Here is a 26,880-nt window from a genome sequence, read left to right on the forward strand (position 1 = left end):
CTTCGTGCTTCGTGCGTGCGGGCGCGCGGTGGTGAGGGTGGGTCAGAAGCGTGGAGCACCAGGGCGGGACGCCGCCGGGGAACACCGCAGCCATACCCACTCGGAGGCACCGCATTCCTGGCATATCCGGTACAGATCACCCACCCGCATTGACACTCCAGCCGCACGGGTGGTGGGCTCGGGCTCATTCGTACGAGTGGGGGACGTCTCGGGACGAGGAGGTTCTGTGCAGCTCAGGGGCAGGAAACGGTCGGTGGCGGCCGCCGCCGTGGTGGTCGGGACGCTGCTCGGCGGCGCCGTGTCCGCCGCACCGCCCGGAATCTTCGCGGCGCCCGCCGCGCCGGCCTCCCCGGCGCGCGAACCCGCCCCTTCCGGCCTGCCCGGCCCCGTGCTCGACCCGGGCGCGGAGATCCACCGCGCCCCCGCCGACGGCCCCGCCGTATGGCCCCGCCCGCAGTCCGAGGTCGCCGATCCGGCCCGCGAGGTACCGCTCGGCGGCGAAGCCGTGCTGCTCGCCCCGGCGGACGCCGACCCCTACGCCGTCCAGGCGGTCCGGGCCGCACTGCGCTCGGCGGGCGTACGGACCCTGCACGAGCCGGCGCCCGGTGCGCCGCTGCCCGCGCGGGGCACGGTCGTACGCCTCCAGGACACGGGGGCCCAGGAGGCCCTGCTCGCGCTGGGCGCGACCGCGGCCGGCGACCTCCCCGACGGGGGGTACCGGCTGGCCGTGGGCCGGCCCGCGGGCGGCCGCGAGACGGTCGCCCTGGCCGGTGTGGGCGATTCCGGGCTGTTCCACGCGGCGCAGACGCTGCGTCAGCTGCTCGCCGCCGGCCGCGGGAAGGTGCCCGGTGTGGTCATACGCGACTGGCCGGCCGCACCGGTGCGCGGGATCACCGAGGGGTTCTACGGGCAGCCGTGGACCCGGGAGCAGCGCCTGGCCCAGCTGGACTTCATGGGCCGCACCAAGCAGAACCGGCTGCTGCTCGCCCCGGGCGACGACCCGTACCGGACGACGGCCTGGCGCGACGCGTACCCGGCCGAGCGGCAGGAGGAGTTCCGGGCGCTGGCCGAACGGGCCCGCGCGAACCGGGTGGTCCTGGGCTGGGCGGTGACCCCCGGCCAGTCCATGTGCCTGTCCTCGTCGGCCGACCGGGCCGCCCTGGCCCGCAAGCTGGACGCGATGTGGGACCTCGGCTTCCGCGCCTTCCAGGTGCAGTTCCAGGACGTCAGCTACACCGAATGGGGCTGCACCGCGGACCGGGAGCGCTTCGGCAAGGGTCCGGAGGCCGCCGCGAAGGCGCACGCCGAGGTCGCGGGGGAACTGGCCGCGCACCTCGCGGCCCGCCACCCGGGGGCGGCCGCGCTGTCCCTGCTGCCGACGGAGTTCTACCAGGAGGGCGCCACCGCCTACCGCACGGCGCTGGCGCGCAAGCTGGACAAGCGGGTGGAACTGGCCTGGACCGGCGTGGGCGTGGTGCCCCGCACGATCACCGGCAAGGAACTGGCCGGTGCCCGCTCGGCCATGGGGCAGCACCCGCTGATCACCATGGACAACTACCCGGTCAACGACTGGGATCCGGGCCGGATCTTCCTCGGCCCGTACGCGGGCCGCGAACCGGCGGTCGCGGGCGGCTCCGCGGCGCTGCTGGCCAACGCGATGCCGCAGGGCACCCTGTCGCGCATCCCGCTGTTCACCGCGGCCGACTTCGCGTGGAACCCCCGCGGCTACCGTGCCGGCGAGTCCTGGGCGGCGGCCGTGCGCGACCTCGCGGGCCCCGACCCCAAGGCCCGCGAGGCGGTGGCCGCGCTGGCGGGGAACACCACCTCGTCGGGGCTCAAGCAGGAGGAGTCCGCCTACCTCAAGCCGCTGGTCGAGCAGTTCTGGAAGGCCCGGGCCGCGGGCGATCCGGCGGCCGGGGCGGAGCTGCGCAAGGCCTTCACCGTGCTGCGGGAGTCCCCCGCCCGGCTGCCGTCGCTCAAGGGCGAGGCGGGGCCCTGGCTGGAGCGGCTCTCGCGCTACGGAACGGCCGGCGAACTGGCCGTCGACGTCCTCCAGGCCCAGGCCCGCGGCGACGGGACGGCGGCCTGGCAGGCCTCCCGGTCGCTGGCCGAGGCCCGCAAGGCGCTCGCCGAACCGGGTCCGGCCCAGGTGGACAAGGCCGTCCTGGACCCCTTCCTGGAGAAGGCCGCCGCGGAGGCCGACGCCTGGACGGGCGCCACCCGCGCCACGGGCACGGTCGCGAAGGACGCGCAGTCCTGGACGGTGCAGCTCGGCACCGCCCGGCCGGTGTCGGCGGTGACCCTGATGACCGACCCGCTCCCGGCGGGCGTGCGGGGCGCCGTGGTGGAGGCCCACGTACCGGGCGGCGACTGGCGCAAGGTCGCCGACGCGGCGGCGTCGGGCTGGACGCAGGCGGACACGGCCGGGCTGACCGCCGACGCGGTACGCCTGAGCTGGGCCGGGACGGCACCGGTCGTCCACAAGCTGGTCCCGTGGATCGGGGACGGGCCGACGTCCCGGTTCGAGCTCGCGGACGGCGGCACGGCGGACGCGGAGATCGGCGGTGCCCCCCGGCGGGTCTCGGCGCAGCTGTCGGCCCTGGGCTCCGCCGAGGTGCGCGGCCCGCTCTCGGCGCAGCCCCCGGCGGGCATAGAGGTCCGGCTGCCGCAGTCCGCGGTGGCTCCGCGCGGAGGCCAGGTGTCCATCCCGTTCGAGGTCGTCGTCGCGGGGTCCACGGCGCCGGGCAGCTACCAGGTCCCGGTGGTCTTCGGCGGGGAGACGCGCACGCTGACGGTGCGGGCGGTGGCCCGTACCGGCGGGCCGGACCTGCTGCGGACCGCCCGGGCGAGTTCCTCCGCGGACGAGACCTCCGGCTTCCCGGCCGCGGCGGCCGTGGACGGTTCCCCGGCCACCCGCTGGTCCTCGCCGCCGGTGGACGGCGCGTGGTGGCAGGCTCAGCTGACCGCCCCGGCGCGGATAGGCCGCCTGGAGCTCCACTGGCAGGACGCCCACCCCTCGGCGTACCGGGTGGAGACCTCCGCCGACGGGACGAACTGGGTCCCGGCGGCGGCCGTGACGGACTCCCGGGGCGGCCACGAGTCGCTCCGGCTGGACGCCGCGGACGCCCGGTTCCTCAGGGTGACGTGCGAGCGCCGGGCGACGAAGTTCGGGTGTTCGCTGTGGTCGGCGGAGGCCTACGCGGTCACCCCGTAGCCGCGGGGAGGGACATCGGGGCCGGGCGGTCCGCCACCGCCCGGCCGCGCCTCAGGACGCCGCGACGCCGACCCCGATCCGTTCCAGCGCGTCGTCGGCCCCGTACGGCTGGAGGTAGGGCATCCACCTGGGGTCCCGGTGGCCGGTGCCGATGATCCGCCAGGCCAGGCCGGACGGCGGGGCGGGCTGGTGGCGCAGGTGCCAGCCGAGGTCCACCAGGTGCCGGTCGGCCTTGACGTGGTTGCAGCGGCGGCACGCGGCGACGACGTTGTCCCAGACGTGCAGGCCGCCCCGGCTGCGCGGGATGACGTGGTCGACGCTGGTGGCGACGGCGCCGCAGTACATGCAGCGGCCGCCGTCCCGTGCGAACAGGGCGCGCCGGGTGAGTGGAACGGGCCCCCGGTAGGGGACCCGCACGAAGCGCTTGAGCCGTACCACGCTGGGAGCGGGGACGACCCTCGTCGCGCTGTGCAGGTAGGCGCCGGATTCCTCCAGGGAGACCGCTTTGTTCTCCAGGACGAGGACGAGCGCGCGGCGGAGCGGTACGACGCCGAGGGGCTCGTACGACGCGTTGAGGACCAGGACGTGCGGCACGGACTGCCTCCTTGTACGCCGGCGGCGCGTGGCTCGCGCCGGGACGATCTGCCTTCAGTCTCTCCTTACGGCTGGTCGAAGCGCCACCACGCGCCCGTAACGGGCTCGTGGTGTTTTCGACCACACCCAGTCATCCCCGGGTGAGTCTGGTCTCTCCCTCGAACACTGCGCCGAGGTGAAGGGAATGCCCCGTTAGTGTGGATGGTCTGCCCGCACCACCCGATCCGGACCCGGTCCGGGGGAAGCTCCGGCGGGCAGACCGCTACACATGGAGGTTCCTCTCGTGCCCTGGCCCGCCGCTCTGCTGCCGACGGCAGCCGAAGTTCCGGACGCGCCCGCTTCGGTCAAGGAGGCGCAGGCGAGCGTCACCGAGGCCGCGAGCTTCATCGAGCAGAACTGGGCCACCTGGCTGAGCATCGGTCTGCGGATCCTGCTGATCGTCGTGATAGCGGCCGTGATCCGCTCGGCGGTCCGCAAGGCGCTCACCAAGCTCATACACCGGATGAACACCAGTGCCGAGGCGGTCGAGGGCACGGCGCTGGGCGGGCTCCTGGTCAACGCCGAGCGGCGGCGCCAGCGGTCGGAGGCGATCGGTTCGGTCCTGCGCTCGGTGGCGTCGTTCCTGATCCTCGGCACGGCCGCGCTCATGGTCCTCGCCGCGCTGAAGATCGATCTGGCGCCGCTGCTGGCGAGTGCCGGTGTGGCCGGTGTGGCCATCGGTTTCGGTGCCCGCAACCTGGTGACGGACTTCCTCTCCGGCGTCTTCATGATCATGGAGGACCAGTACGGGGTCGGCGACAAGATCGACGCGGGCGTGGCCTCCGGCGAGGTCATCGAGGTCGGCCTGCGGGTGACCAAGCTCCGCGGGGACAACGGCGAGATCTGGTACGTGCGCAACGGCGAGATCAAGCGGATCGGCAACCTCAGCCAGGGCTGGGCGACCGCCGGCGTGGACGTCCAGGTCCGGCCCACGGAGAGCCTGACGAAGATCCGCGAGGTGGTCCAGCAGGTCGCCGACGGGCTGGCCAAGGAGTCCCCGTGGGACGAGCGCCTGTGGGGTCCGGTGGAGGTGCTGGGCCTGGACGAGGTGCTGCTGTCCTCGATGACGGTGAAGGTGTCCGCGAAGACGATGCCGGGTCAGCAGTTCGCGGTGGAGCGGGAACTGCGCTGGCGCATCAAGGACGCCTTCGACGCGGCGGGCATCCGGATCATCGGCGGCCCGCCGGTCGGGGAGGAGGACGAGGAGGCCGCGGCCGACCCGTCGGCCGCCGTCGCCCCGCCGTCGGCCATGGCCAACCCGGCCTCGCCGCAGGCGCTGGCCACCGCCCCGATCCCGCCGCCGGCCGGTCCGCGGATCACCAAGTAGACATCGGGGCGGCACCGAGAGGTGCCGCCCGGCGGGCCACTGCCCCGTGAGCCGATCCCCCCGGGACCGGCTCACGGGGCAGTGCCGTTGACACGGCCGCACAATCGACAGGAAACTTGACTGACAACTGGCGCGCCGCCTCGGAGACCGATCCGGAGCACGCCCGGAGAACGCCCGGGGAGCACCCCGGACCTGCACGCCGGAGACCAGGCCGGCGAGGGAGCCGCCCCGTGCCCGCCACCCCCGGAACACCCAGCCTGCTGCGAGCCATGAACGACCGGGCCGCTCTCGACCTCCTGCTCGCGCACGGCCCCCTCTCCCGGACCCGCGTCGGGCAGCTGACCGGGCTGTCCAAGCCGACCGCCTCCCAGCTGCTCGCCCGGCTGGAGGGCGCCGGACTCGTCGTCGCCACCGGCACCGACGGCGGCCGGCCCGGCCCCAACGCCCAGCTGTACGCGGTCAACCCGCGCGCCGCGTACGCCGGCGGCGTGGACGTCACCCCGCACCGCGTCCGGGCGGCCGTCGCCGACCTGACCGGCACCGTGGTCGCCTCGCACGAGGTCCCGTACACGGAGGGCGCGTCGGCCGTCGGCCAGGTGACCGAGGCCCTCGGCGGGGCCGCCGAGGCCGCCGGACAGGGCCTCACCGACCTGCACCGGGTCGTCATCGGCACCCCCGGCGCCTTCGACCCCCGCACCGGCCGGCTGCGCTACGCGAGCCACCTCCCGGGCTGGCACTCCCCCACCCTCCTCGACGACATGGCGGCGGCCCTGCCGGTGCCCGTCGCCCACGAGAACGACGTCAACCTGGTCGCCGTCGCCGAACAGCGCCTGGGCGCCGCCCGCGGCCACGAGGACTTCGTCCTGCTGTGGAACGAGGAGGGCCTCGGCGCGGCGCTGGTGCTCGGCGGCCGGCTGCACCGCGGCTGGACCGGAGGCGCGGGCGAGGTCGGCTTCCTGCCGGTCCCGGGACGCCCGCTGGTGCGGCACGTCACCCGCGCCAACGCGGGCGGCTACCAGCAGCTGGCCGGCGTGGGCGCCCTGTCCCGGCTCGCCGCCGAACCGGGCGCGGGGACCGGCGGAGCGGCCCGCGGTCACGCGCGCCGGGGCCGTGCGGGCGATGACCACGGCGGCGGTGACGGCGGCCCGTTCGGCGGTACGCGGGACCCCGACGTCGGCGCGGCCGTCGCACTGCTGGCCCGGGCCGCGGCGGAGCCCGAGGGGGCGAACCTGCGCCTCCTGCGCACGTACGCCACCGCGCTGGCCACCGGCCTCGCCTCGCTCGTCGCCGTGCTCGACCCCGAGGTCGTGGTCCTGGCGGGAGCCGTGACCGGCGCGGGCGGCGAGGTGCTGCGCACGCTGCTCGACGCCGAACTGGCCGAACTCGCCCCGTCCCGGCCGCGACTGCTGCCCGCAGAGGTGCTGGAGGACCCCGTGCTGCGCGGCGCCCTGGAGAGCGCGCTCGCCGCCACCCGCGACGAGGTCTTCGACACCTCCCGCTGAACGCCCCGACCACGGCCGCGACCGCGCCGGTCACGGCCCCCTGTTGACCGTCCGGGGCGGCGCCCCGACAGCGCGCGCCGAGGGCGCCACCCCGACCGGAGTGAGAGGCTGACGACGATGAAACTCGCAGTGGTGGGCGGCGGTTCCACCTACACCCCCGAACTGGTCGACGGTTTCGCGCGGCTGCGCGACACCCTGCCCGTCACCGAGCTGGTGCTGATCGACCCCGCCGCCGACCGGCTGGAGCCGGTCGGCGCCCTGGCCCGGCGGATCCTCGCCCGGCAGGACCACCCGGCCCGGGTCACCACCACCTCCGACCTCACCGCGGGCGTCGCCGGAGCCGACGCCGTCCTCCTCCAGCTGCGCGTCGGCGGCCAGGCCGCCCGCCTCCGGGACGAGACCTGGCCGCTGGAGTGCGGCTGCGTCGGGCAGGAGACCACCGGCGCCGGCGGTCTCGCGAAGGCCCTGCGCACCGTCCCGGTGGTCCTCGACATCGCCGAACGGGTCCGGCGGGCCGCCCCCGACGCCTGGATCATCGACTTCACCAACCCCGTCGGGATCGTCACCCGGGCCCTGCTGAACGCCGGGCACCGGGCGGTCGGCCTGTGCAACGTCGCCATCGGCCTCCAGCGCAAGTTCGCGGCCCTGCTCGGCCTCCCGCCCGCCGAGGTCCACCTGGACCACGTCGGCCTCAACCACCTCACCTGGGAACTGGGCGTGCGCCGCGGCGGCCCGGACGGCGCGGACCTGCTGCCGGACCTGCTCGCCGCCCACGGCGACACCGTCGCCGCGGAACTGCGCCTGCCCCGGGCCGTCCTGGACCGGCTCGGCGCCGTCCCGTCGTACTACCTGCGCTACTTCTACTCCCACGACGAGGTCGTACGGGAACTGGGCACCAAGCCCTCGCGGGCCGCCGAGGTCGCCGCGATGGAGCGGGAACTCCTCGGCCTGTACGCGGACCCCGCGCTCGACGAGAAGCCGGCGCTGCTGGCGAAGCGCGGCGGTGCCTTCTACTCCGAGGCGGCCGTGGACCTGGCGGCCGCCCTGCTGGGCGACGGCGGACCGGCCGTCCAGGTGGTCAACACGTACAACAACGGCACCCTGCCCTTCCTCCCGGACGACGCGGTCGTCGAGGTCCAGGCGCGGGTCCGCGGGACCGGCGGTTCCCGGCCGGTGCCGCTGCCCGTCCCGCGGCTGGACCCGCTGTTCGCCGGACTGGTCTCCCACGTGACGGCGTACGAGGACCTCGCCCTGGACGCGGCCCTGCGCGGCGGGCGCGAGCGGGTCTTCAAAGCGCTGCTGGCGCACCCGCTGGTCGGCCAGTTCGACCTGGCCGAGGCGCTGACGGACCGGCTGCTCGCGCACAACAAGGAGCACCTGCCGTGGGCATGAGCACGGGCCCGGTCCTGGCCGTGGACGCGGGCAACACCAAGACCGACGTCGCCCTCGTCGCCCCCGACGGGACCGTCCTGGCCACCGGGCGGGCCGGGGGCTTCCAGCCGTCCCGGACGGGAGTGCCCGCGGCCGTCGACGTGCTCGCCGCGGCGATGACCGACGCCGGGCTGGACCCCGGCCGGCCCGGGCCCCGGGCGCAGCGGGTGTCGGCCTGTCTCGCCAATGCCGACTTCCCCGCGGAGGAACGGGAGCTGGCGGACGAGATCCGGCGGCGCGGCTGGGCCCGCGAGACCGCCGTCCACAACGACACCTTCGCGCTGCTGCGGGCGGGACTCCCCTCGGGCGCCGCGCCGCGCGGGGTGGCGGTGGTGTGCGGGGCAGGCATCAACTGCGCCGGGATGACCCCGGACGGGCGCACCGCACGCTTCCCCGCGGTCGGGCGGATGTCCGGCGACTGGGGCGGCGGGGGCGGGCTGGCCGAGGAGGCCATGTGGTGGGCGGCCCGCGCGGAGGACGGGCGGGGCGAACCCACGGAGCTGGCCCGGGCGCTGCCCGCGCACTTCGGGCACGCGTCGATGGGCGCGCTGATCGAGGCCTTCCACCTGGGCCCGCTCCCGGCGCCGCGACGGCACGAACTGACCCCGGTGCTGTTCGCGGTGGCCGCGGCCGGGGACCCGGTGGCGCAACGTCTGGTGGACCGGCAGGCGGACGAGGTGGTGGCCATGGCCGCGGTGGCGCTGGGCCGGCTCGGCCTGCTCGGCGAGGAGGTCCCGGTGGTGCTCGGCGGCGGGGTGCTGGCGGCCGGCCACACCCGGCTCGACGAGCGGATCGCCGGAGGGCTCGCGGAACGCGCACCGCGCGCCCGGATCACCGTGGTCACCGCTCCTCCGGTGCTGGGCGCGGCGTTGCTCGGACTGGACGCCCTGCGCGCTCCGGCCGCCGCCCACGAGAAAGTCCGTGCCCTGTTCGGGTGAAACCGCCCCGGAAGCCGCCCGGTCTGGAACCGTGGCGGCGGGACGGACGTATTGACGGTGAGGGGGTGACGAGGGGCACCCACCGGGGGCGAAGCGCCCCGATCCGGCACCGGGTGCTGTGATCGACCGGCACTACGGCCATACTGCTGCGCAGCGGGGGGTGCCTCTGCGTTGGCCGGGGGACGACAGGACCGAGGGGGAGGTCACGGTGGCGATCACATCACGCGCGCCCGCGCCGGGGGGCGGTGTCTCCGTGCCGCCCGCCGGACCGCCGTCGCCGGCCGCGGGACCGCCCGGGCGCAGTACCGCGTGGACCGAGGGCGTGCAGCGGCTGCGCGAGGCGGCCACCACCGAGCCCGGCCGCCTGCGGATCATCGGCGCGGTGCTCGCCGCCCTCATCGTGCTGTTCGGCACGGCGAGCGTGTGGGAGGTCTCCGCACGGTCCGCCGCCGCCGACGACGTGGTCGGCCGCAGCCAGCCCCTCAGCGCGGACGCGGCGAGCATCTACCGCTCCCTCGCCGACGCGGACACCACCTCCTCCAGCGGGTTCCTGCTGGGGGCCCAGGAGCCCCGCGAGGTCCGCCAGCGGTACGAGAAGGACATCGCCAACGCCTCCCGGCTGCTGGTCAGCGCCGCCGCGAACGCCGGCGGCAGCGAGGAGTCCCGCAAGCAGATCACCCTGCTGAGCGAGCAGCTGCCGCGCTACACCGGCCTGATCGAGCAGGCGCGCGCCACCAACCGGCAGGGCCTGCCGCTGGGCGGCGCCTACCTGCGCTACGCCAACGAGCAGATGACCACCCAGCTGCTGCCCGCCGCCCAGCGGCTGTACGAGGCGGAGACCCGCCGGCTCTACGCGGACCACGACGACGCCCGCTCCTGGCCGCTGGCCTCCCTCGGTCTCGGACTGCTCGCGATCGGCGCCCTGGTCTGGGCCCAGCGGCGCAACTACCGGCACACGAACCGGGTCTTCAACCACGGGCTGGTGGCGGCGACCGCCGCGACCACGGTGGTGCTGCTGTGGCTGGCCGTGGGCCAGACCGTGGCGCGGTCCTCGCTGAGCGAGGCGCGGGCGGACGGACAGGAGTCGATGAAGGTCCTCAACGACGCGCGCATCGCCTCCCTCCAGGCGCGGGCCAGTGAGAACCTCACGCTGATCGCGCGTGGTGCCGTGCTCGCGGAGGACAAGAAGTCCGACAAGTACGACGTGGACTTCACGCACAACATGAAGCAACTCGACACCGGGCTGGCGAAGGCACTGGAGCTGGCCGGCGACGAGGCGGGCCGGGCCCCGGTGAGCCGGGCCGCGGACGGTGTCGCGCAGTGGAAGCAGCGGCACTCGGCGGCCCGGGAGGCGGACGTGAAGGGCGACTACGAGGCCGCACTGCCCCAGGTCGTCGGGGACGAGCGGCACAAGGAGAGCAGCGGGGCCGCCTTCGACACGGTCGACGCGTCGCTGGAGCAGGCGGTCGCCCACGAGCAGCGGGAGTTCACCCGGGCCGCCCGCGCCGGGCTGGGCGCACTGGGCGGTCTGGTCACGGGCGCCGCGTTGCTGGTGCTCGTCGGTGCGGCAGCCGCCCTGCTCGGTATCGGGCGCAGGCTTTCGGAGTACAGGTGAGCGCGATGCGGATACGGGCGAGGCGGGCCGCCGACGGCCACGAGGAATACGAGGGCCCCGAGGCGCCGGGCGGCCGGCCGGGAGCCCGGCGCGCGATGTCCCGCGGCCGCCGCGGCGCGAGTCGGCTGCGCGGCTGGGGCGGGGTGAGCGCGATGGCCGCCGCCTGCGCCCTGACAGCCGCGGTGGTGCTGCTGCCGCTGGCGCACGCGACGCCGGACAGCGCCCTGCCCGCGGCCCCGAAGCCGGCATCGGCCGCCGCCGCCCCGGCGGCTCCCTGGGTCCTGTCCGACACCTGCCAGGACCCGGAGGCGAGCCTGCGCCCGTCCGACGTGGACGGGGCGGCCATCGCGCGGATCAAGGCGGCGGGCAAGCTCGTCGCGGGAGTGGACCAGAACAGCTTCCGCTGGGGCTACCGCAACCAGACCGCGGAGGGCGGCCGGCTCGACGGCTTCGACATCGACCTGGTCAAGGCCATCGCCAAGGACATCCTCGGCGACGAGAACGCGGTCATCTACCGGGCCATCCCGACGAGCCAGCGCATCCCGGCCCTCCAGGAGGGACGCGTCGACATCGTCGTGCGGACGATGACCATCAACTGCAAGCGGCTGGAGGACGTCGCCTTCTCGACGGCCTACTTCGAGGCCGGGCAGCAGGTCCTGGCGCCGAAGGGCTCGCCGATCACCGGGTACGACGCCTCGCTGAAGGACAAGCGCATCTGCGTCGCGTCCGGTTCCACGGCGGAGACGGCGCTGAAGGCGCAGTCCTACGGCGCGGCGCCGGTCACCGTCGCCAACCAGCTCGACTGCCTGGTCCGGCTCCAGCTGGCCGAGGTCGACGGCATCATCACCGACAACGCCCTGGCCGCCGGGCAGGCCGCCCAGGACCCCTCGGTGCGGCTGGTGGGCTCCCCCTTCACCCGCGAGTTCTACGGCGTGGCCATGAACAAGGACGCCTCCGACCTGGTCCGCCGGGTCAACAAGGTCCTGGAGAACTACCGCGCGGGCGGGAACGACAGCCCGTGGATGCGGGCCTACCTCAAGCACCTGCAGCCCGTGCTGCCCGGCGTGACCGCGCCGCCCGCGCCCAAGTACCGGGACGGCTGAGACCGGTGGCGGTGCCGGGCACGGAACCGGACACGGAGGAACACACGGCGGCGGAAGCGGAAACGGAGGCACCTGCGGTGGAGGCGGGGTCGGCAGTGATGGACCGGGACGACGTCGACCGTGCCCTGGCCAGGCTGGGCGCGGAGCACGAGGCCGTCGAGACCTCGCTGCTCGCCCTCCAGGACCATGCCGGGCGACGGCTGCTGGAGGGCGCCGCGCTGACCGGGCTCACCGAGGAGCGCTGGGCCGCCGCGGAGGCGGACATCACCCGGCTGTGGACGTACTTCGACGCCTACAGCGGGGCACTGGCCGCCGCGCGTGAGGTCCGCGAACGACGCCGCTGGCCGCAGCGCGAGGACCTGGTCGAGCTCACCGAGCGGCTGCGCGGGCCCGGTGTCCTCATCGCCGGCGCCGCCTCGGAGGGTCTCGCCCTGACCGAACGGCTGTCCCTGGCCGAGCTGGTGGCCCGGATGAACGACCTCTACGCCCGTTCGCTCGACGTGGTGGTCGCGGCCGACGCCGTCTGGTCCGCGCTGCCCGCGCGGATCGACCTGCTCGCCGCCGAACTCCACCGCACCCGGTCCCTCGCCCACTCGGTGGGCGTGCGTCCCGGCGAACACCCCTCGGGCGACGACCTGGAGGACATCACCGCCGAGCTGACCGGGCTGCGGGCGCAGGTGATCGCGGACCCGCTTGCCTTCTGGCGTCCCGCGGCGGGGAGTTCCGCGCCCGGCGGCGGCCGCCCGGACACCGCCCGCTACGACAGGGCCGCGCTCGCGCTGGAGGACGTACGCCGTGAGATCGAGGCCGTGCTGGACGTCCGGCAGGACGCCGAACAGCGGCTGATCAGCCTGCGGGACGTGCTCTCGCGGGCCGACCGGACACTGGCCGAGGCGCGCACGGCGCGCGGCGAGGTGCTGGCGAAGATCGCCGCGTCGGAGGTGCCCGCGGTCAGCGGCCCGCCGACGGTGCTGCAGGAACAGCTGGCGGCGGCCGCCGAACACCGGCGCCACGCCCGCTGGCACCGGCTCTCGCCGCTGCTGGATGCCCTGGAGGAACGCGCCGAGGAGGAGCTGCGCCGGGCCCGCGAGTCGCTGACCGCCGTGACGGCGCCGCTGGCCGTACGGGCCGAGCTGCGCGGACGCCTCGACGCGTACCGGGCGAAGGTGGCCCGCCACGGGCTCGCGGAGGACCCGCTGCTGGTCGAGCGGTACGACACGGCCCGGCGGATGCTGTGGAGCGCGCCCTGCGACCTGCGGGCCGCCGAACAGGCCGTCCTGCGCTACCAGCAGGCGGCGGCGGAGTCGCTGGTGCCCCCGCACCGGCCCGAGCAGACGGACCGGCCCGAGGCGCCGGGGACGGAGGACGCATGAGCCTGACAGGAGCCGCGTGCGTTCGCCCGGGCTGCCCGGGGGCGTACGAGGACATGGGCGGCGGCGAGCTGTACTGCGACACCTGCGGGCTGGCCCCGGTCGGCTCGGCCGCGGCGGGTGCCGAGGAGCTGGTCTCGCCGCCGACGGGGATGACCAGCGCCGCCCGCGGCTCGCTGGGGTCCGCCGGTTCGCAGGGCTCCGCCGGCTCGCGGGGCTCGCACGGCTCGGCGCGTTCCTCCGCCTCGGCCCGCTCCTCCCGTTCCTCCTCGTCCCGCCGTTCGGTGTCGGGCCGGCTCTCGCGGTCGCTCACCGGGCAGGCCTCCACCCGCTCGGTGTCGGTGCGCAGTTCGGGCTCGGCCGCCTCGGCCTCGGGCCGCAGCCGGCTCGGCGCCGGCCTGGTCAGCGTTCCGGAGGTGCCGCGTCCCGACCCGTCGACGGCGGTCCTGGAGAACCCGGAGGTGCCCGAGCGCAAGCGGTTCTGCTCCCGCTCGGACTGCGGCGCCCCGGTGGGCCGGTCCCGCGGCGAGCGGCCCGGCCGCACCGAGGGCTTCTGCACCAAGTGCGGGCACCCGTACTCCTTCGTGCCCAAGCTGCGCGCCGGCGACGTGGTGCGCGGCCAGTACGAGGTGGCGGGCTGCCTGGCGCACGGCGGCCTCGGCTGGGTGTACCTGGCGGTGGACCGGGCGGTCGCGGACCGGTGGGTGGTCCTCAAGGGCCTGCTGGACACCGGTGACCAGGACGCGATGGAGGCCGCGATCTCGGAGCGGCGCTTCCTCGCGGAGATCGAGCACTCCAACATCGTGCGGATCTACAACTTCGTGGAGCACCTGGACCAGCGGACCGGCTCGCTGGACGGGTACATCGTCATGGAGTACGTGGGCGGCAAGTCGCTGAAGGAGATCGCGAACGAGCGGCGCCGGCCGGACGGGCGGCGGGACCCGCTGCCGGTGGAACAGGCCTGCGCGTACGGCATCGAGGCGCTGGAGGCGCTGGGACACCTGCACAGCAGGAACCTCCTGTACTGCGACTTCAAGGTCGACAACGCCATCCAGCAGCAGGACCAGCTGAAGCTCATCGACATGGGCGCCGTACGGCGCATGGACGACGACGTGTCGGCCATCTACGGCACGGTGGGCTACCAGGCGCCGGAGGTGGCGGAGCTGGGCCCGTCGGTCGCCTCCGACCTCTACACGGTGGCGCGCACGCTGGCCGTGCTCACCTTCGACTTCCAGGGCTACACGAACGTGTTCGTGGACTCGCTGCCCGACCCCGAGCACATCGAGGTGTTCCGGCGCTACGAGTCCTTCTACCGGCTGCTGGTGCGGGCCACGGACCCCGATCCGGGCCGGCGGTTCGCGTCCGCACAGGAGATGGCGGACCAGCTGACGGGCGTGCTGCGCGAGGTGGTCGCGCTGCAGACGGGCCGGCCCCGGCCGCAGCTGTCCACCCTCTTCGGCCCGGAGCTGCGCGTCCCGGACACCGAGCTGTACGCCGACGCGGCGGGGGCCACCGTGTCCCGGCTCGGCAGTCGCCCCGTCGGGGCGGGCACGTTCGGCCCCTTCCGCGGCGGCCTGTTCGGGCCGCGCGGCCGGCGCCGTGCGGGTGCGGCCCTGCCGGGCGGCACGGGGCCGGCCTCGGGGACGGCGGGCCCGGCCGCGGCACCGCCGCACGCCGCCGCGGGCCCTGCCGGGGCCTCCGGCCCGTGGGGGCACACCTCCCTCGTCGGGACGCCGCCCGGCGGAACGCCCCTGCCCGGGGCGGCCGGTGCAGCGGCCGGCGGCTCCGCGTCGGCGTCCGGGCACCGCGGGGGTGCGCCGCTGCCCTCGCTCGGCAGTACCGCCACCCACGTGACGGCCGCACCGCTGCCGGGGCCGCGCTCGGCGCCGCCCGCCGCCGGGCCGGGCCCGCAGGCCTTCCCCGCGCAGGGGTCCGGGCCTGTCTCCGGGCCGCTGTCCGGCCAGGCCTCGGGACCGGTGTCGGGGTGGCACCTGCCGCCGCCGGCCGCGGGATCGACCGTGCCGGACACCCACGGGGCGGCGCTGGCCCTGCCGGTGCCCCTGGTGGACCCGGCCGACCCGAATGCCGGTTTCCTCACCGGACTGCTCGCCTCCGCGCCGGGCGACCTGCTGGGCGCCCTGGCCGCCGCGCCCGCCGACTCGGCCGAGCTGCGGCTGCGGGAGCTGCGGGCCAGGCTGGAGCTGGGCGAAGCGGCCGAGGCCGGCGACGCCCTCGCGGAGCTGGAGGCCCGGCACCCGGACGACTGGCGGGTCGTCTGGGCCCGCGGCATCGCCTCCCTGTCCACCGGTGACGACGAGACGGCCGCGCTCTCCTTCGACGCGATCTACGACGCCTTCCCGGGCGAGCCCGCGCCGAAGCTGGCCCTGGGCCTGTGCGCGGAGGTGCTCGGGCAGCTGGACAACGCCGCCGAGTACTACCGGCTCGTGTGGACCACCGACCCGGGATTCGTCAGCGCGGCCTTCGGGCTGGCCCGCGTGCAGCTGGCCGCGGGCGACCGGGACGCGGCCGTGCGGACGCTGGAATCCGTACCGGAGGCGTCCATCCACTACACCGCCGCGCGGGTGGCGGCCGTACGCGCACGTCTGCGCGACCGGTCACCGCAGGAGGCGCTGCTGCCGGATCTGGTGGCCGCCGCCGGGCAGGTGGAGGCGCTGCGGAGGTTCGGGCTGGACCCCGAACGGCAGGAGCGGCTGGTGACGGAGGTTCTGGGCTCGGCCCTGGACTGGGTACTGTCGGGTAGTCGGGGTTCCGACCCCGGACGGACCTCGTTGCTCGGCAGCCAACTGGACGAGCGGGGCCTGCGCTTCGGTCTGGAGCGCTCGTACCGCGTCCTCGCACGGCTGGCACGGCGTGGCGAGGAGAGGATCGAACTGGTGGAGCGGGCAAACCGTTTCCGTCCCCGGACGTGGGTGTGAGTGATGTCGATGCATCGGCTGTCGGGCTGCCCCAGCTGCGCGGAACCCCTGGAGGAGGGTGACCGTTTCTGCGGAGTCTGCGGCCACGCCGTGACCTCCCCTCCCCGGGCGGCGGCCGCAGACCACCCGACCGTGCCCATCCCACCGGCCCCACGGCCGGCGCAGACCCCACCGGCCGCAGCGGCTGCACCGCAGGCCGTCGAGGAGCCGGAGCGGGCCGCCCCGGCGGGCGGCCACGCCGGCCCGCCCGCCGCCGTCTCCCACGGCGCCGCCGAACCGGCACCCGGCTGGGGCAGCGCGGCCTCGGCCGCACCCACCCTCGTGGGCGACCCCGCCGACTGGACGGTCGCCCCGGCCGAACCCCGGCGGGAGCCGGCCGCGGCCTCGTACGGCTCCCCGGGCCACGAGAACCCGTACGGCCCGGCCACGCCCCCGGAGGGCACCCCGTGGGGCGCCGCCGAGCACCCGTACGGGCCCGGCCCGGGCGGCCCGCAGGCCCGCTACAACCTCCCCGGCGGCGGTACGCCCGGCGACGGGCCGGCAGGGGACCCCGCGACCGGCGGCGCCCAGCCCGCGCCGCAGGGCCCGTACGCGGACCGGCCCGCGGCGGCGTCCGCGTACGGCGCGGCCCCGGCCCCGGCTCAGGCCGCCGCTGCGGCCGCGGCCCCGGCCGCCGAGTCCGGGAAGACCTGCGTGGCCTGCCGCGCCGGGCGGGTGGACACCGACGGCTACTGCGAGCACTGCGGGCACGCCCAGCCGCGGGAGCGGGACCACCTGGAGGAGGAGCTGGGGAGCGTCGCCGCCGTCAGCGACCGGGGGCTGCGCCACCACCGCAACGAGGACTCCTTCGCCGTGTCGGCCACGGCGCTGCCCGACGGCTCGGCCGCCACCGTGGCCATCGTCTGCGACGGCGTCTCCTCCGCGAGCCGCCCCGACGAGGCCTCGGCCGCGGCGGCGGGCGCCGCCAACGAGGCCCTGCTCGACGCACTGCCCCGCGGCGCGCACCCGCAGGAGGCCATGCACGAGGCGATCCTGGCCGCGGCCTCCGCCGTGAACGCCCTGGCCCCGGAGGTGCCCGGCGCGCAGAACGCCCCCGCCTGCACCCTGGTCGGCGCCGTCGTCAGCGGCGGCCTGCTGACCATCGGCTGGGTCGGCGACAGCCGCGCGTACTGGGTCCCCGACGACCGCGCGGCCCTGCCGCGCCGGCTCACCGAGGACGACTCCTGGGCCGCCCAGATGGTCGCCGCGGGCCTGATGGGCGAGGCCGAGGCCTACGCGGACGTCCGCGCGCACGCCATCACCGGCTGGCTGGGCGCCGACGCCTACGAACTCGAACCGCACACCGCGACCTTCAAGCCGGACCACCCCGGCGTGGTGGTGGTCTGCACCGACGGACTGTGGAACTACGCCGAGTCCGCGCGGGAGATGGCCCAGGTGCTGCCCGCCGATGCCGCCAGCCGCCCGCTGCACAGCGCCCAGGTGCTGGTGGGGCACGCCCTCGACGGCGGCGGCCACGACAACGTCACGGTGGCCGTGGTGCCGTTCGCCACGGCGCCCGGGCAGGCACCGGAGCCGGGCCCGGGCTCCGCGGCCGCCCCCGGCCCGGAGGAACGACCGGAACCGGAAGTGGAAGCGCGCCCGCAGGTCTGACCCGCCTGCCCGAGCACCCTAGGAGTCCATCCGATGGCGAACTTCGCCAAGCCGAGCGCGCCGCGCTTCAGCGTGGACGTGTACCAGAACGAGTTCCTGCCCGAGGGTGGCCGGGACGTGCACGCCATCGTCACGGTCACCGCCACCGGCGGCGGCCGGGCGGCTGCCGCGGCGCCCGCCGACGGCACGGCCGCCGTCGTGATCATGGTCGACTGCTCGGGCTCGATGGAGTACCCGCCGGAGAAGATGCGCGGCGCCCGCGAGGCCACCGCGGCCGCCGTCGACACCCTGCGCGACGGCACCGCCTTCGCGGTGATCGCCGGTACGCACGTGGCCAAGGAGGTCTACCCGGGCCAGGGCCGACTCGCCGTGGCCGGACCGGCCACCCGCGCCCAGGCCAAGGAGGCCCTGCGCGGCCTCGGCTCCGGCGGCGGCACCGCCATCGGCACCTGGCTGCGCCTCGCCGACGGCCTGCTGCGGGGCTCCACCGCCGCCATCCGGCACGGCATCCTGCTCACGGACGGCCGCAACGAGCACGAGGAGCCGGCCGTCCTGCGCGCCACCCTGGACGCCTGTGCCGGGCGGTTCACCTGCGACGCCCGCGGCGTGGGCACCGACTGGGAGGTGAAGGAGGTGACCGGCATCGCGAACGCGCTGCTCGGCTCCGCGGACATCGTGGCCGATCCGGCGCACCTCGCCGAGGACTTCACGCGCATGATGGAGAACGTCATGGGCAAGGAGGTCGCGGACGTCTCGCTGCGCCTGTGGACCCCGGTCGGCGCGGAGGTCCAGTACGTCAAGCAGGTCGCTCCCGCCGTCCAGGACCTCACCGGCCGCCGGACGGAGGCGGGCCCTCGCGCCGGGGACTACCCGACGGGTTCGTGGGGCGACGAGTCCCGCGAGTACCACGTGTGCGTCCGCGTCCCGGGCGCCGCCGTGGGGCAGGAGATGCTGGCCGCCCGGGCCACGCTCGTCCGGCCCGGCCCGGCCGGCGAGCCCGCGGCCGTCCTCGGCCAGGGCCTGGTGCGGGCGGTGTGGACGAACGACCTGGCCGCTTCCACCGCCATCAACGCGCAGGTCGCCCACTACACCGGGCAGGCGGAGCTGGCGCAGGCTATCCAACAGGGCCTGGAAGCCCGCAAAATGGGCGATGTGGATGGTGCTACGGCCAAACTCGGGCGTGCGGTACAGCTCGCCAGTGCGTCCGGCAACGCCGACACAGCACGGCTCCTGTCGAAGGTGGTGGATGTGGTGGACGCGGTGGCGGGTACTGTGCGGCTGAAAGCGAAGGTCGCCGATGCCGACGAGATGACCCTCGAAACGCGTTCGACGCAGACCGTCCGGGTGAAGAAGTCCTGAAGCACGGCAGCGCCGCACGACCGCAGCACCGCAGTATCGAAGTACCGCATCACCGGGCACCACCCGGCACCACCGAAGTACCGAGTTCCACGAAGTCCTGAAGACCTGAAGACCTGCCGCGTTGACGCAGGAAGAAGAAGGGGGAAGCGCCGCCATGCCGACCTGCCCGAACGGGCACCAGTCCGCGTCCGACGACTGGTGCGAGGTCTGCGGCCACCGCATGGGTACCGCCGAGGCACCCCCCGCGGTGCCCTCCTACGGCTACGGCTTCCCCCCGAGCGCCGGTGACGCGACCGCCCAGGCGGAGCTCTGCCCGCAGTGCCGGACCCCGCGCGAGGCGATGGCCCCGTTCTGCGAGGAGTGCCGCTACAACTTCCTGACCCGTACGGCGACCCCGTACTCGCCCCCGGCGGCGGAGCAGGGCACCGGCGCGGGTCCGCACGCGACGGGCGCGGGGCCGCACCCGACCGGCGCGGTCCGGGGCACGCCCCCGCCGCCCGTACCGTCTCCCGGGGCCTACTCCCAGGACCACTTCGAGTACCAGGGCTCCCGCCCGTCCCGCGTGAACCGGCCAGCCGAGCCGCTCCAGCGCGAGGACGACTGGCTGCTGCCGCCCCCGGCGCACGAGCCGGCCCACGAGTACCAGCAGCAGCAGTACCCGCAGCAGGCTCCGCCGCAGCACCAGCGCGAGTACCAGGAGTACCAGCAGCCCCCGGCCGCCCCGTCGTACCAGCAGCAGGCCCCGGCACCGTCGCAGGCGCACCACCAGCCCCTGCCCTCCCAGGGCGGCGGATCCTGGTCCGCGACGATCGGCCCGGACCGCTCCTACTTCATGGCGATGATGCAGCGCAGCGGCCCCGAGGCGACCGGGCTCAACCTGCCCGCCTACTCCCCGGAGCAGCACCTCGCGCTGTCCGGCGGCCAGATCACCATCGGCCGCCGCCGGGCCTCCACCGGCGAGTCCCCCGACATCGACCTGTCCGTGCCCCCGGAGGACCCGGGCGTCTCCCACCAGCACGCGGTCCTGGTCCAGCAGCCGGACCTCAGCTGGGCGGTCGTCGACCAGAACTCCACCAACGGCACGACGATCAACGGCGGCGAGGACCCGATCCAGCCCTATGTTCCGGTCCCGCTGTCCGACGGCGACCGGGTCCACGTCGGCGCCTGGACCACGATCACCATCCGCCGCGCCTGATCACACCATCCCCAGGGGCCACACGTAGGGCCCCTGGGGGTCGTCCAGCCAGGACCACTGGCCCTCCGGGCCCACCGACACCCCGAAGCGTTCGCGCGACGGGCGGCCCTCGCTGCGCCACAGGTCCAGGGCCTCCCGCGGGTGCAGCACGCCCGAGGTCAGCAGCAGCATGAACTGCAGGCGCTCGTTCTCCACCAGTTCGTACGGCACGCCGCGCAGCAGCGCCTCCGCGTCGGTCGGCGGCGCCGCCGTGGCCCCGCGCAGCGGGACGAAGTACGCGGGCGTGTGCAGGAAGCGGCCCTCCGCGAAGTCGGCGTCCCGGACCGTCAGCGCGATCAGCCCCGTCGACAGCGGCGCCAGGATCCGCGCCCCGGGGCGGCACTGGGCGAGCCAGGCGTGCGGGACCAGCGGCAGCGTGCAGGTGACCAGGATCCGGTCGAACGGCGCCCGCGCGGGGCAGCCGCGCGCGCCGTCCCCGGTGACCACGGCGGGGTGGAGGCCGAGGCGGGCCAGGTGGACCCGGGCGGACTCGGTGATCTCCTCGTCCAGGTCCACGGTGGTGACGTGCTCCTCGCCGAGGCGGTGGCACAGCAGCGCGGCGTTGTAGCCGGTGCCCGCGCCGATCTCCAGGACGTCGTCGCCGTCGCGCACGTCGAGGGCCGCCAGCATCCTCGCCATCAGGGAGGGCTGGCTGCTGGAGGAGACCAGCCGGCCGTCGCGGAGCCTGGTGGCCAGCGGGGTGTCGACGTAGACGCCGCGCAGCCAGCGGGCCCGGCGCTCGGGGTCGGGATCCTCGCCCCAGAGGCGTTCGTGCCCCGCGCCGCGGCCGGTCCAGAAGTACGGCACGAAGACGTGCCGCGGGACGGCGGAGAACGCGGCCCGCCAGCGCGGGTCCTTCAGCACCCCGGCGGCGGTCAGCTCCCGCACCTGCGCGGCGTGGGCGGCCTCCCTGAGGTCCCGGGAACCGGTGGGGGCGGTGCGTGCGGTGTGTGCGCCCATGCCTCCACTGTCCTTCGCCGCGTCCCCGCGTGCGAACGCGGGGAGCAGCGGGACGGTACGGGGGGCAGCGGGACCCGGGAGGGCGGCGAACGATGGTGCGGGAGCCCCCGGCGCGGGCCGGGCGTCTGAGACGATGGTCGGGTGAACGAGAATCCGCAGGACACCCTTCAGGAGCAGACCTTCTACGAGCAGGTGGGCGGCGAGGCCACCTTCCGCCGCCTCGTGCGGCGCTTCTACGAAGGGGTCGCGGAGGACCCGCTGCTGCGCCCCATGTACCCGGAGGAGGACCTCGGTCCCGCCGAGGAGCGGTTCGCGCTGTTCCTGATCCAGTACTGGGGCGGTCCCAACACCTACAGCCGGCACCGCGGCCACCCGCGGCTGCGGATGCGGCACGCGCCGTTCCAGGTGGACACCGCGGCGCACGACGCCTGGCTGAAGCACATGCGGGTCGCGCTGGACGAGCTGGGGCTGGAGCCCGAGCACGAGGCGCAGCTGTGGAAGTACCTGACCTACGCCGCCGCCTCGATGATCAACACGGCGGGCTGACGGCCGACGCCGTCCGTGCGGTTCGGCCGGACGGACGGCGGCCGGACGAGCCGGGGGTCAGACCGGCCGGACCTGGAGGGCGCCCAGCCCGCCCACGGCGCCGGGGCGGCGGGTGGCGACGGACCCGTACGGGGTGCGCAGCCGCAGCCAGCTCCCGGCGGACAGCAGCGCCTCGGGGTCGGGTGCGGCGGACCCGGAGGCGGCGGCCGTGGAGGTCACCGCGGCCCGCACGGGCCTGAGGAAGCCGAGGGACTGCGCGGCGTGCGCGACGCGCAGCGGCAGGTCCGTGTCGCCCAGGGGGCGGGACCAGATCTCACGGCCGATGCGGTCGCGCTCGGAGCGGGTCCGGTGCTGCGGCGGCAGGGCCTCGTCACGGGCCCGGAACTCGGCGACGGCGGCGGCGACGGCCGCGGCGATCGCCCCGGGGGCGGGCAGCCCCGGCAGCCTGCTCCAGCCGCCGCGCGGCGGCAGTACGCCGGTCCACGGCGGCCCGGTGACCGGACCGGGCACGGTGGCCGCGGCCGCCGGCTCGTCCACGGACTCCAGGAACTCCCCCGCGGACACGGTCAGGTCCAGCGGGGTGCTGACGGGTACGGCGAGCCGTACCGTCCGGACGGCCAGCACCTCGAAGGACGGGGGCCGGCCGAACACGGCCAGCGCGCCGCCGCCCGCCTGGAGGCGGACGGCGGCGGCGCGGTCGTAGTGCACCAGTCGGCCCAGGAAGGCGGCGAGGTCCGCCGCCTCCCCGGAATCGGCGAAGCGCAGCTGCTCGGTCATGCCGCGACGGCCTCGGCGCTCGGCTCGTCGAGGTACTCCTCCAGGAAGTGCCTCTCCTCGGCCGTGATGCGGCGCGGCCGCCCCGCGGCGAGGTTGTAGGGCACGACCACGGTCTCCGCGCGCACGTAGACGGTCTCGGGCCGGTCCTCCGTCGCCTCGTCCTTGACCTCGTAGCGGATGGTCAGGGAAGCGGCGCCTATCCGGGTCACCCAGGACTCGATGAGGACGGGCTCGTGACGGTGCACGAGGGGCAGCTTGTAGTCGATCTCGTGGCGGGCCACGACGGATCCGCCCGTGAAGGACTCACTGCCCTCCCCCGGCGCGAGGCGGAACATGAAGTCGATCCGCGCCTCCTCCAGGTAACGGAGGAAGACGACGTTGTTGACGTGCCCGAAGGCATCCATGTCCGCCCAGCGCAGGGGGCAACGGTATTGGTGTCTGGCCATGGCCGTGACCTCGGCTCTCCCCTCAGCCCCGGGTGAGCTTCTTGTAGGTGGCGCGGTGCGGACGCGTGGCGTCCGGGCCGAGCCGCTCGATCTTGTTCTTCTCGTAGGACTCGAAGTTGCCCTCGAACCAGAACCACTTGGAGTCGCCCTCGTAGGCGAGGATGTGCGTGGCCACCCGGTCCAGGAACCAGCGGTCGTGGGAGACGACCACGGCCGCACCGGGGAACTCCAGCAGCGCGTTCTCGAGGGAGCCGAGGGTCTCGACGTCGAGGTCGTTGGTGGGCTCGTCGAGGAGCAGCAGGTTGCCGCCCTGCTTGAGGGTCAGCGCGAGGTTCAGGCGGTTGCGCTCACCACCGGAGAGCACACCGGCCGGCTTCTGCTGGTCCGGGCCCTTGAAGCCGAAGGCGCTGACGTACGCGCGGGAGGGCATCTCGACGTTGCCGACGTTGATGTAGTCCAGCTCGTCCGACACGACCGCCCAGAGGGTCTTCTTGGGGTCGATGTTGGCGCGGCCCTGGTCGACGTACGAGATCTTGACGGTCTCGCCGACCTTGATCTCGCCGGAGTCCGGCTTCTCCAGGCCCTGGATCATCTTGAAGAGCGTGGTCTTGCCGGCGCCGTTCGGGCCGATGATGCCGACGATGCCGTTGCGCGGCAGCGTGAAGGACAGGTCGTCGATGAGGACCTTGTCACCGAACGCCTTGGAGAGGTTGTTGACCTCGACCACGATCGAGCCCAGACGCGGGCCCGGCGGGATCTGGATCTCCTCGAAGTCCAGCTTCCGCATCTTGTCGGCCTCGGCCGCCATCTCCTCGTAGCGGGCGAGGCGGGCCTTGGACTTGGCCTGGCGGCCCTTGGCGTTGGAGCGGACCCACTCCAGCTCTTCCTTGAGGCGCTTGGCGCGCTTCTCGTCCTTCTTGCCCTCGACCTTGAGGCGCTCGGCCTTCTTCTCCAGGTAGGTGGAGTAGTTGCCCTCGTAGGGGTGCGCGCGGCCGCGGTCGAGCTCGAGGATCCACTCGGCGACGTTGTCGAGGAAGTAGCGGTCGTGGGTGACGGCCACGACGGCGCCCTTGTACTGGGCGAGGTGCTGCTCCAGCCAGTTCACCGACTCGGCGTCGAGGTGGTTGGTGGGCTCGTCGAGGAGCAGCAGGTCGGGGGCCTCCAGCAGCAGCTTGCAGAGGGCCACGCGGCGCTTCTCACCACCGGAGAGGTTGGTGACCGGCCAGTCGCCGGGCGGGCAGCCCAGGGCGTCCATGGCCTGCTCCAGCTGGGCGTCGAGGTCCCACGCGTTGGCGTGGTCCAGGTCGTCCTGGAGCTTGCCCATCTCCTCCATCAGCTCGTCGGTGTAGTTGGTCGCCATTTCCTCGGCGATCGCGTTGAACCGGTTGAGCTTCTGCTTGATCGGGCCGACGCCGTCCTCGACGTTCTCCAGGACCGTCTTGGACTCGTCGAGCTTCGGCTCCTGCATGAGGATGCCGACCGAGTAGCCGGGCGAGAGGAAGGCGTCGCCGTTGGACGGCTGCTCGATGCCCGCCATGATCTTCAGAACGGTGGACTTACCGGCACCGTTAGGACCCACCACACCGATCTTCGCGCCGGGCAGGAAGTTCAGGAAGACGTCGTCAAGGATCACCTTGTCGCCGTGTGCCTTGCGCGTCTTGCGCATGGTGTAGATGAACTCAGCCAAGAGAAACCGTCCGGCAGATCGATGGTGGGCAGATACACCCCATCTTGCCGTACCTCCATACCCGCGGGCGAATGGGTAGGTGGGGCCCGGGTCCGGGCGGGTGCGGCGCCGCCCGGACGGGAGCGGTGCGGCGGGCGGGCCGTGCTGCGGCTCCATCCTTCGGCCTACCGCGTTCTCGGCCCTGCGGAGGACGTTGCGGCGGCCTCGCCACGGGAGGCTTGATCCGTGCGAACAGCCATCGGATACACCGTCGAAAGCATCGGATACGTCATAGGGGCCCAGGGGGTCGTCGGCTTCGCCTCGCCCATCCTCTTCGGCAGCCAGTGGGGTTGGGTGCACAAGGTCGTCACCCTGCCGCCCGGCGCCTACCTGGGCATCGTCGCGGCGGGGCTGGCGCTGGTCGCCGTCGGCGTGGGGACGCGCAAGGCGACCGGACACCGCCGGACGGCCTGAGCGGCGCGGGCGCGTGCGTCCCCGGGCCGGTCCGGTTCCCGTCACGGGGGCGGGACCCGGGCCGGACCGGGGACGGGGGCGGCGGCCCGGCCCCGCGGCGCCGGGACCGTACGGGGGACGGTCCCAGCGAAGGGGGACAGGCTCAGCGGGGGGGCAGCCTCAGCGGGGGCGGTAGACCGTGAGGGCGTCGGGGAGGACGTCCAGGACCAGCCGGGACGGCGCGTCGGCGTACTCACCGTCGTAGGCGAGCGGCGTGCCGTCCGGGACGTCGGCGATCCGCAGGCTGCGCAGGTGGGTGGCCGCGTGGACCGGGGATTTGCTCAGCGGCCCGGCCAGCGCGGCCGCCAGCAGGCGCGGGCCGGGGCGCCCGCCGCCGTAGACGACACGCAGGTCGAGCAGGCCCTCGCCGAGGCTGTCGCGGCGGCGGGGGGTGGGGCCGGTGCCGTGGTAGGTGCCGTTGCCCGCGAAGAGCAGCCACACGCTGCGGGGGCGGCCGGCCAGCCGGAGCCGTACGGGCCGCTGGGCGCGCAGGACCTTCCAGGACGCCAGCAGTGCGGCCGGACCCCCGCCGATGCGCGGGGCCCAGCGCAGCCGGTGGCCGAGCAGCTCCGGGTAGGCGCCGATGCTGAAGGTGTTCAGGAAGTGGCCCGGTTCGCCGTCCGGGCCGGGGCCCGGGGTGAAGCGGCCGACGCCGACGCGGACGGCGTGCCCCTCGGCGACGGCCGCGCAGGTGTCCTCGACCCCGGCGAGGCCGAGGTCCATCGCGAAGTGGTTGAGGGTGCCGCCGGGGAACACCGCGAGCGGCACCCCGGCGCGCAGGGCGGCGCCGGCGGCCGCGTTGATGGTGCCGTCGCCTCCGCACACCCCGAGGACGGAGGACCTCGACGCCGCGTCGGCGAGGGTGGCGACCAGGTCCTCGCCCGCGCACTCGATCAGCTCGGCCTTGGGGAGCCGGCGGCGCAGTACGTCGTCGAGGCCCGCGGCGCCCGCCGTACCGGACCCGGTGTTGACCACCACCGTGAGCCCGGAACCGTCCGGCAGCGCCGGCGCCCCGGGGGCCGGCCGCTCGTCGCCGGGGACCACCCGGGCCTCCTGCGCGTCCCGCGCGAGACGGCGGACGACGAAGGCGGCGCCCACGCCGAGCGCCGCACCCGCGGCCACGTCGGAGGGGTAGTGCACGCCGGTGTAGACGCGCGAGAAGGCCACGGAAGCGGCGACCGGTGCCAGCACGGCCCCCCAGCCCGGAGAGGCCAGGGCCACGCCGGTGGCGAAGGCGAAGGCGGAGGCGGAGTGCCCGGACGGGAAGGAGGTCGTGGTCGGCTGTACGGAGAGCTGCCGTACGGCGGGCACGCCCGCCAGCAGCGGGCGCCGGCGGCGCACCGACCACTTGCCGATGGTGTTGATGGTCGACGAGGCCAGCGCGAGGGAGGCGGCTCCGCGCACGGCCGCCTTGCGGGCCCCGGCCGAGCCGAAGACGCCGATCGCCAGGGCGGCCCCGCCCCACAGGACCCCGTGGTTCGCGGCGCGGCCCAGCCTGGGCAGCACCCGGTCGGCCCCGGGCCAGTGCCGCCGTGCCACCGCGTCGAAGAGCCGGCGGTCCCACCGTGCGAGGGCTGCCGGCCAGGTCAGTTCTTGATCGGCCATTTCCTGCCCCTACCCCGGGAGCCGGATCCGAACCGACGATGCGGCCGACCGGCCC

At 75.0% G+C, this 26,880-nt stretch carries 20 protein-coding genes; 14 read left to right on the forward strand and 6 right to left on the reverse strand.

The window, feature by feature from the left end; genetic code table 11:
* Nucleotides 1–226: 226 nt before the first annotated feature.
* Complete coding sequence (locus tag ACPU2J_RS11995) at nt 227–3,214, forward strand: beta-N-acetylglucosaminidase domain-containing protein (RefSeq protein ID WP_423833223.1); 2,988 nt, start codon at nt 227–229, stop codon at nt 3,212–3,214.
* Nucleotides 3,215–3,265: 51 nt separating this feature from the next.
* Here ACPU2J_RS11995 and ACPU2J_RS12000 read toward each other — a convergent pair whose 3' ends face one another.
* Nucleotides 3,266–3,808, reverse strand: a complete 543-nt coding sequence (locus tag ACPU2J_RS12000; protein ID WP_420080783.1) for an HNH endonuclease — start codon at nt 3,806–3,808, stop codon at nt 3,266–3,268.
* A gap of 268 nt (nt 3,809–4,076) precedes the next feature.
* On the opposite strand from ACPU2J_RS12000, the gene ACPU2J_RS12005 reads away from it, so the two are divergent.
* From ACPU2J_RS12005 to ACPU2J_RS12055, 11 genes are all read left to right on the forward strand, one after another.
* Nucleotides 4,077–5,174, forward strand: a complete 1,098-nt coding sequence (locus ACPU2J_RS12005; protein WP_420080782.1) for a mechanosensitive ion channel family protein — start codon at nt 4,077–4,079, stop codon at nt 5,172–5,174.
* A gap of 269 nt (nt 5,175–5,443) precedes the next feature.
* Entirely contained in the window at nt 5,444–6,676 is a 1,233-nt protein-coding gene (locus ACPU2J_RS12010) for an ROK family transcriptional regulator (RefSeq protein WP_423834954.1), read from the forward strand.
* A 117-nt stretch (nt 6,677–6,793) separates the two neighbouring features.
* Nucleotides 6,794–8,068, forward strand: coding sequence for a 6-phospho-beta-glucosidase (locus ACPU2J_RS12015; RefSeq protein WP_420080781.1), 1,275 nt, complete (start codon nt 6,794–6,796; stop codon nt 8,066–8,068).
* A complete protein-coding gene (locus tag ACPU2J_RS12020; protein ID WP_423833224.1) occupies nt 8,065–9,045 on the forward strand; it encodes an N-acetylglucosamine kinase in 981 nt (326 codons plus the stop codon). Before ACPU2J_RS12015 ends, ACPU2J_RS12020 begins: the two co-directional genes overlap by 4 nt.
* 208 nt (nt 9,046–9,253) lie before the next feature.
* The gene (locus tag ACPU2J_RS12025; protein ID WP_420080779.1) at nt 9,254–10,660 is read left to right on the forward strand and encodes a hypothetical protein; all 1,407 of its coding nucleotides are present in this window, start codon (nt 9,254–9,256) and stop codon (nt 10,658–10,660) included.
* Nucleotides 10,661–10,755: 95 nt separating this feature from the next.
* Nucleotides 10,756–11,763, forward strand: coding sequence for a glutamate ABC transporter substrate-binding protein (locus ACPU2J_RS12030; RefSeq protein ID WP_420082436.1), 1,008 nt, complete (start codon nt 10,756–10,758; stop codon nt 11,761–11,763).
* Nucleotides 11,764–11,861: 98 nt separating this feature from the next.
* The gene (locus ACPU2J_RS12035) at nt 11,862–13,136 is read left to right on the forward strand and encodes a hypothetical protein (RefSeq protein WP_420080778.1); all 1,275 of its coding nucleotides are present in this window, start codon (nt 11,862–11,864) and stop codon (nt 13,134–13,136) included.
* Nucleotides 13,133–16,069, forward strand: a complete 2,937-nt coding sequence (locus ACPU2J_RS12040) for a tetratricopeptide repeat protein (RefSeq protein ID WP_423833225.1) — start codon at nt 13,133–13,135, stop codon at nt 16,067–16,069. Before ACPU2J_RS12035 ends, ACPU2J_RS12040 begins: the two co-directional genes overlap by 4 nt.
* Nucleotides 16,070–16,072: 3 nt before the next feature.
* Nucleotides 16,073–17,719, forward strand: coding sequence for a protein phosphatase 2C domain-containing protein (locus ACPU2J_RS12045; protein WP_423833226.1), 1,647 nt, complete (start codon nt 16,073–16,075; stop codon nt 17,717–17,719).
* Nucleotides 17,720–17,752: 33 nt separating this feature from the next.
* On the forward strand, nt 17,753–19,078 hold the full coding sequence (locus ACPU2J_RS12050; RefSeq protein WP_365492964.1) for a VWA domain-containing protein: 1,326 nt from the start codon (nt 17,753–17,755) through the stop codon (nt 19,076–19,078).
* A 154-nt stretch (nt 19,079–19,232) separates the two neighbouring features.
* Nucleotides 19,233–20,273 carry an FHA domain-containing protein gene (locus ACPU2J_RS12055; protein ID WP_420080775.1) on the forward strand — a complete coding sequence of 347 codons (1,041 nt, stop codon included), beginning with the start codon at nt 19,233–19,235 and terminating at the stop codon, nt 20,271–20,273.
* Here the strand turns inward: ACPU2J_RS12055 and ACPU2J_RS12060 are convergent, their stop codons facing one another.
* Complete coding sequence (locus ACPU2J_RS12060; RefSeq protein ID WP_423833227.1) at nt 20,274–21,272, reverse strand: methyltransferase domain-containing protein; 999 nt, start codon at nt 21,270–21,272, stop codon at nt 20,274–20,276. It lies immediately after the preceding gene.
* A gap of 141 nt (nt 21,273–21,413) precedes the next feature.
* On the opposite strand from ACPU2J_RS12060, the gene ACPU2J_RS12065 reads away from it, so the two are divergent.
* On the forward strand, nt 21,414–21,818 hold the full coding sequence (locus tag ACPU2J_RS12065; RefSeq protein ID WP_420080773.1) for a globin: 405 nt from the start codon (nt 21,414–21,416) through the stop codon (nt 21,816–21,818).
* Nucleotides 21,819–21,875: 57 nt separating this feature from the next.
* On the opposite strand, the gene ACPU2J_RS12070 is transcribed toward ACPU2J_RS12065, so the two are convergent.
* The 3 genes from ACPU2J_RS12070 to ettA are packed head-to-tail and all read right to left on the reverse strand — an operon-like array spanning nt 21,876 to nt 24,728.
* Nucleotides 21,876–22,595, reverse strand: coding sequence for a hypothetical protein (locus tag ACPU2J_RS12070; RefSeq protein ID WP_423833228.1), 720 nt, complete (start codon nt 22,593–22,595; stop codon nt 21,876–21,878).
* A complete protein-coding gene (locus ACPU2J_RS12075; RefSeq protein ID WP_361592157.1) occupies nt 22,592–23,041 on the reverse strand; it encodes an acyl-CoA thioesterase in 450 nt (149 codons plus the stop codon). Before ACPU2J_RS12075 ends, ACPU2J_RS12070 begins: the two co-directional genes overlap by 4 nt.
* Before the next feature lie 22 nt (nt 23,042–23,063).
* Nucleotides 23,064–24,728 (reverse strand): energy-dependent translational throttle protein EttA, encoded by a 1,665-nt coding sequence (ettA, locus tag ACPU2J_RS12080; protein ID WP_078658346.1) that lies wholly within the window; start codon nt 24,726–24,728, stop codon nt 23,064–23,066.
* 225 nt (nt 24,729–24,953) lie between these two features.
* Between ettA and ACPU2J_RS12085 the strand changes: the two genes are divergently transcribed.
* Nucleotides 24,954–25,181, forward strand: a complete 228-nt coding sequence (locus ACPU2J_RS12085; protein WP_365077157.1) for a hypothetical protein — start codon at nt 24,954–24,956, stop codon at nt 25,179–25,181.
* Between the two features lie 159 nt (nt 25,182–25,340).
* On the opposite strand, the gene ACPU2J_RS12090 is transcribed toward ACPU2J_RS12085, so the two are convergent.
* Nucleotides 25,341–26,825, reverse strand: a complete 1,485-nt coding sequence (locus tag ACPU2J_RS12090; protein ID WP_365492977.1) for a bifunctional phosphatase PAP2/diacylglycerol kinase family protein — start codon at nt 26,823–26,825, stop codon at nt 25,341–25,343.
* Nucleotides 26,826–26,880 lie beyond the last annotated feature (55 nt).

Source organism: Streptomyces manipurensis, assembly GCF_049570255.1.
In the GTDB taxonomy this organism is placed as follows: Bacteria; Actinomycetota; Actinomycetes; order Streptomycetales; family Streptomycetaceae; genus Streptomyces; species Streptomyces manipurensis.

Excerpts from the sequence above, each read along its gene's own strand:
- ACPU2J_RS12030 (WP_420082436.1), top strand. The coding sequence starts at position 10,756 with ATGTCCCGCGGCCGCCGCGGCGCGAGTCGGCTGCGCGGCTGGGGCGGG.
- ACPU2J_RS12035 (WP_420080778.1), top strand. The coding sequence starts at position 11,862 with ATGGACCGGGACGACGTCGACCGTGCCCTGGCCAGGCTGGGCGCGGAG.
- ACPU2J_RS12005 (WP_420080782.1), top strand. The coding sequence starts at position 4,077 with ATGGAGGTTCCTCTCGTGCCCTGGCCCGCCGCTCTGCTGCCGACGGCA.
- ACPU2J_RS12040 (WP_423833225.1), top strand. The coding sequence starts at position 13,133 with ATGAGCCTGACAGGAGCCGCGTGCGTTCGCCCGGGCTGCCCGGGGGCG.
- ACPU2J_RS12060 (WP_423833227.1), bottom strand. The coding sequence starts at position 21,272 with ATGGGCGCACACACCGCACGCACCGCCCCCACCGGTTCCCGGGACCTC.
- ACPU2J_RS12050 (WP_365492964.1), top strand. The coding sequence starts at position 17,753 with ATGGCGAACTTCGCCAAGCCGAGCGCGCCGCGCTTCAGCGTGGACGTG.
- ACPU2J_RS12020 (WP_423833224.1), top strand. The coding sequence starts at position 8,065 with ATGAGCACGGGCCCGGTCCTGGCCGTGGACGCGGGCAACACCAAGACC.
- ACPU2J_RS12045 (WP_423833226.1), top strand. The coding sequence starts at position 16,073 with ATGTCGATGCATCGGCTGTCGGGCTGCCCCAGCTGCGCGGAACCCCTG.
- ACPU2J_RS12075 (WP_361592157.1), bottom strand. The coding sequence starts at position 23,041 with ATGGCCAGACACCAATACCGTTGCCCCCTGCGCTGGGCGGACATGGAT.
- ACPU2J_RS12070 (WP_423833228.1), bottom strand. The coding sequence starts at position 22,595 with ATGACCGAGCAGCTGCGCTTCGCCGATTCCGGGGAGGCGGCGGACCTC.
- ACPU2J_RS12055 (WP_420080775.1), top strand. The coding sequence starts at position 19,233 with ATGCCGACCTGCCCGAACGGGCACCAGTCCGCGTCCGACGACTGGTGC.
- ACPU2J_RS12015 (WP_420080781.1), top strand. The coding sequence starts at position 6,794 with ATGAAACTCGCAGTGGTGGGCGGCGGTTCCACCTACACCCCCGAACTG.
- ACPU2J_RS12010 (WP_423834954.1), top strand. The coding sequence starts at position 5,444 with ATGAACGACCGGGCCGCTCTCGACCTCCTGCTCGCGCACGGCCCCCTC.
- ACPU2J_RS12090 (WP_365492977.1), bottom strand. The coding sequence starts at position 26,825 with ATGGCCGATCAAGAACTGACCTGGCCGGCAGCCCTCGCACGGTGGGAC.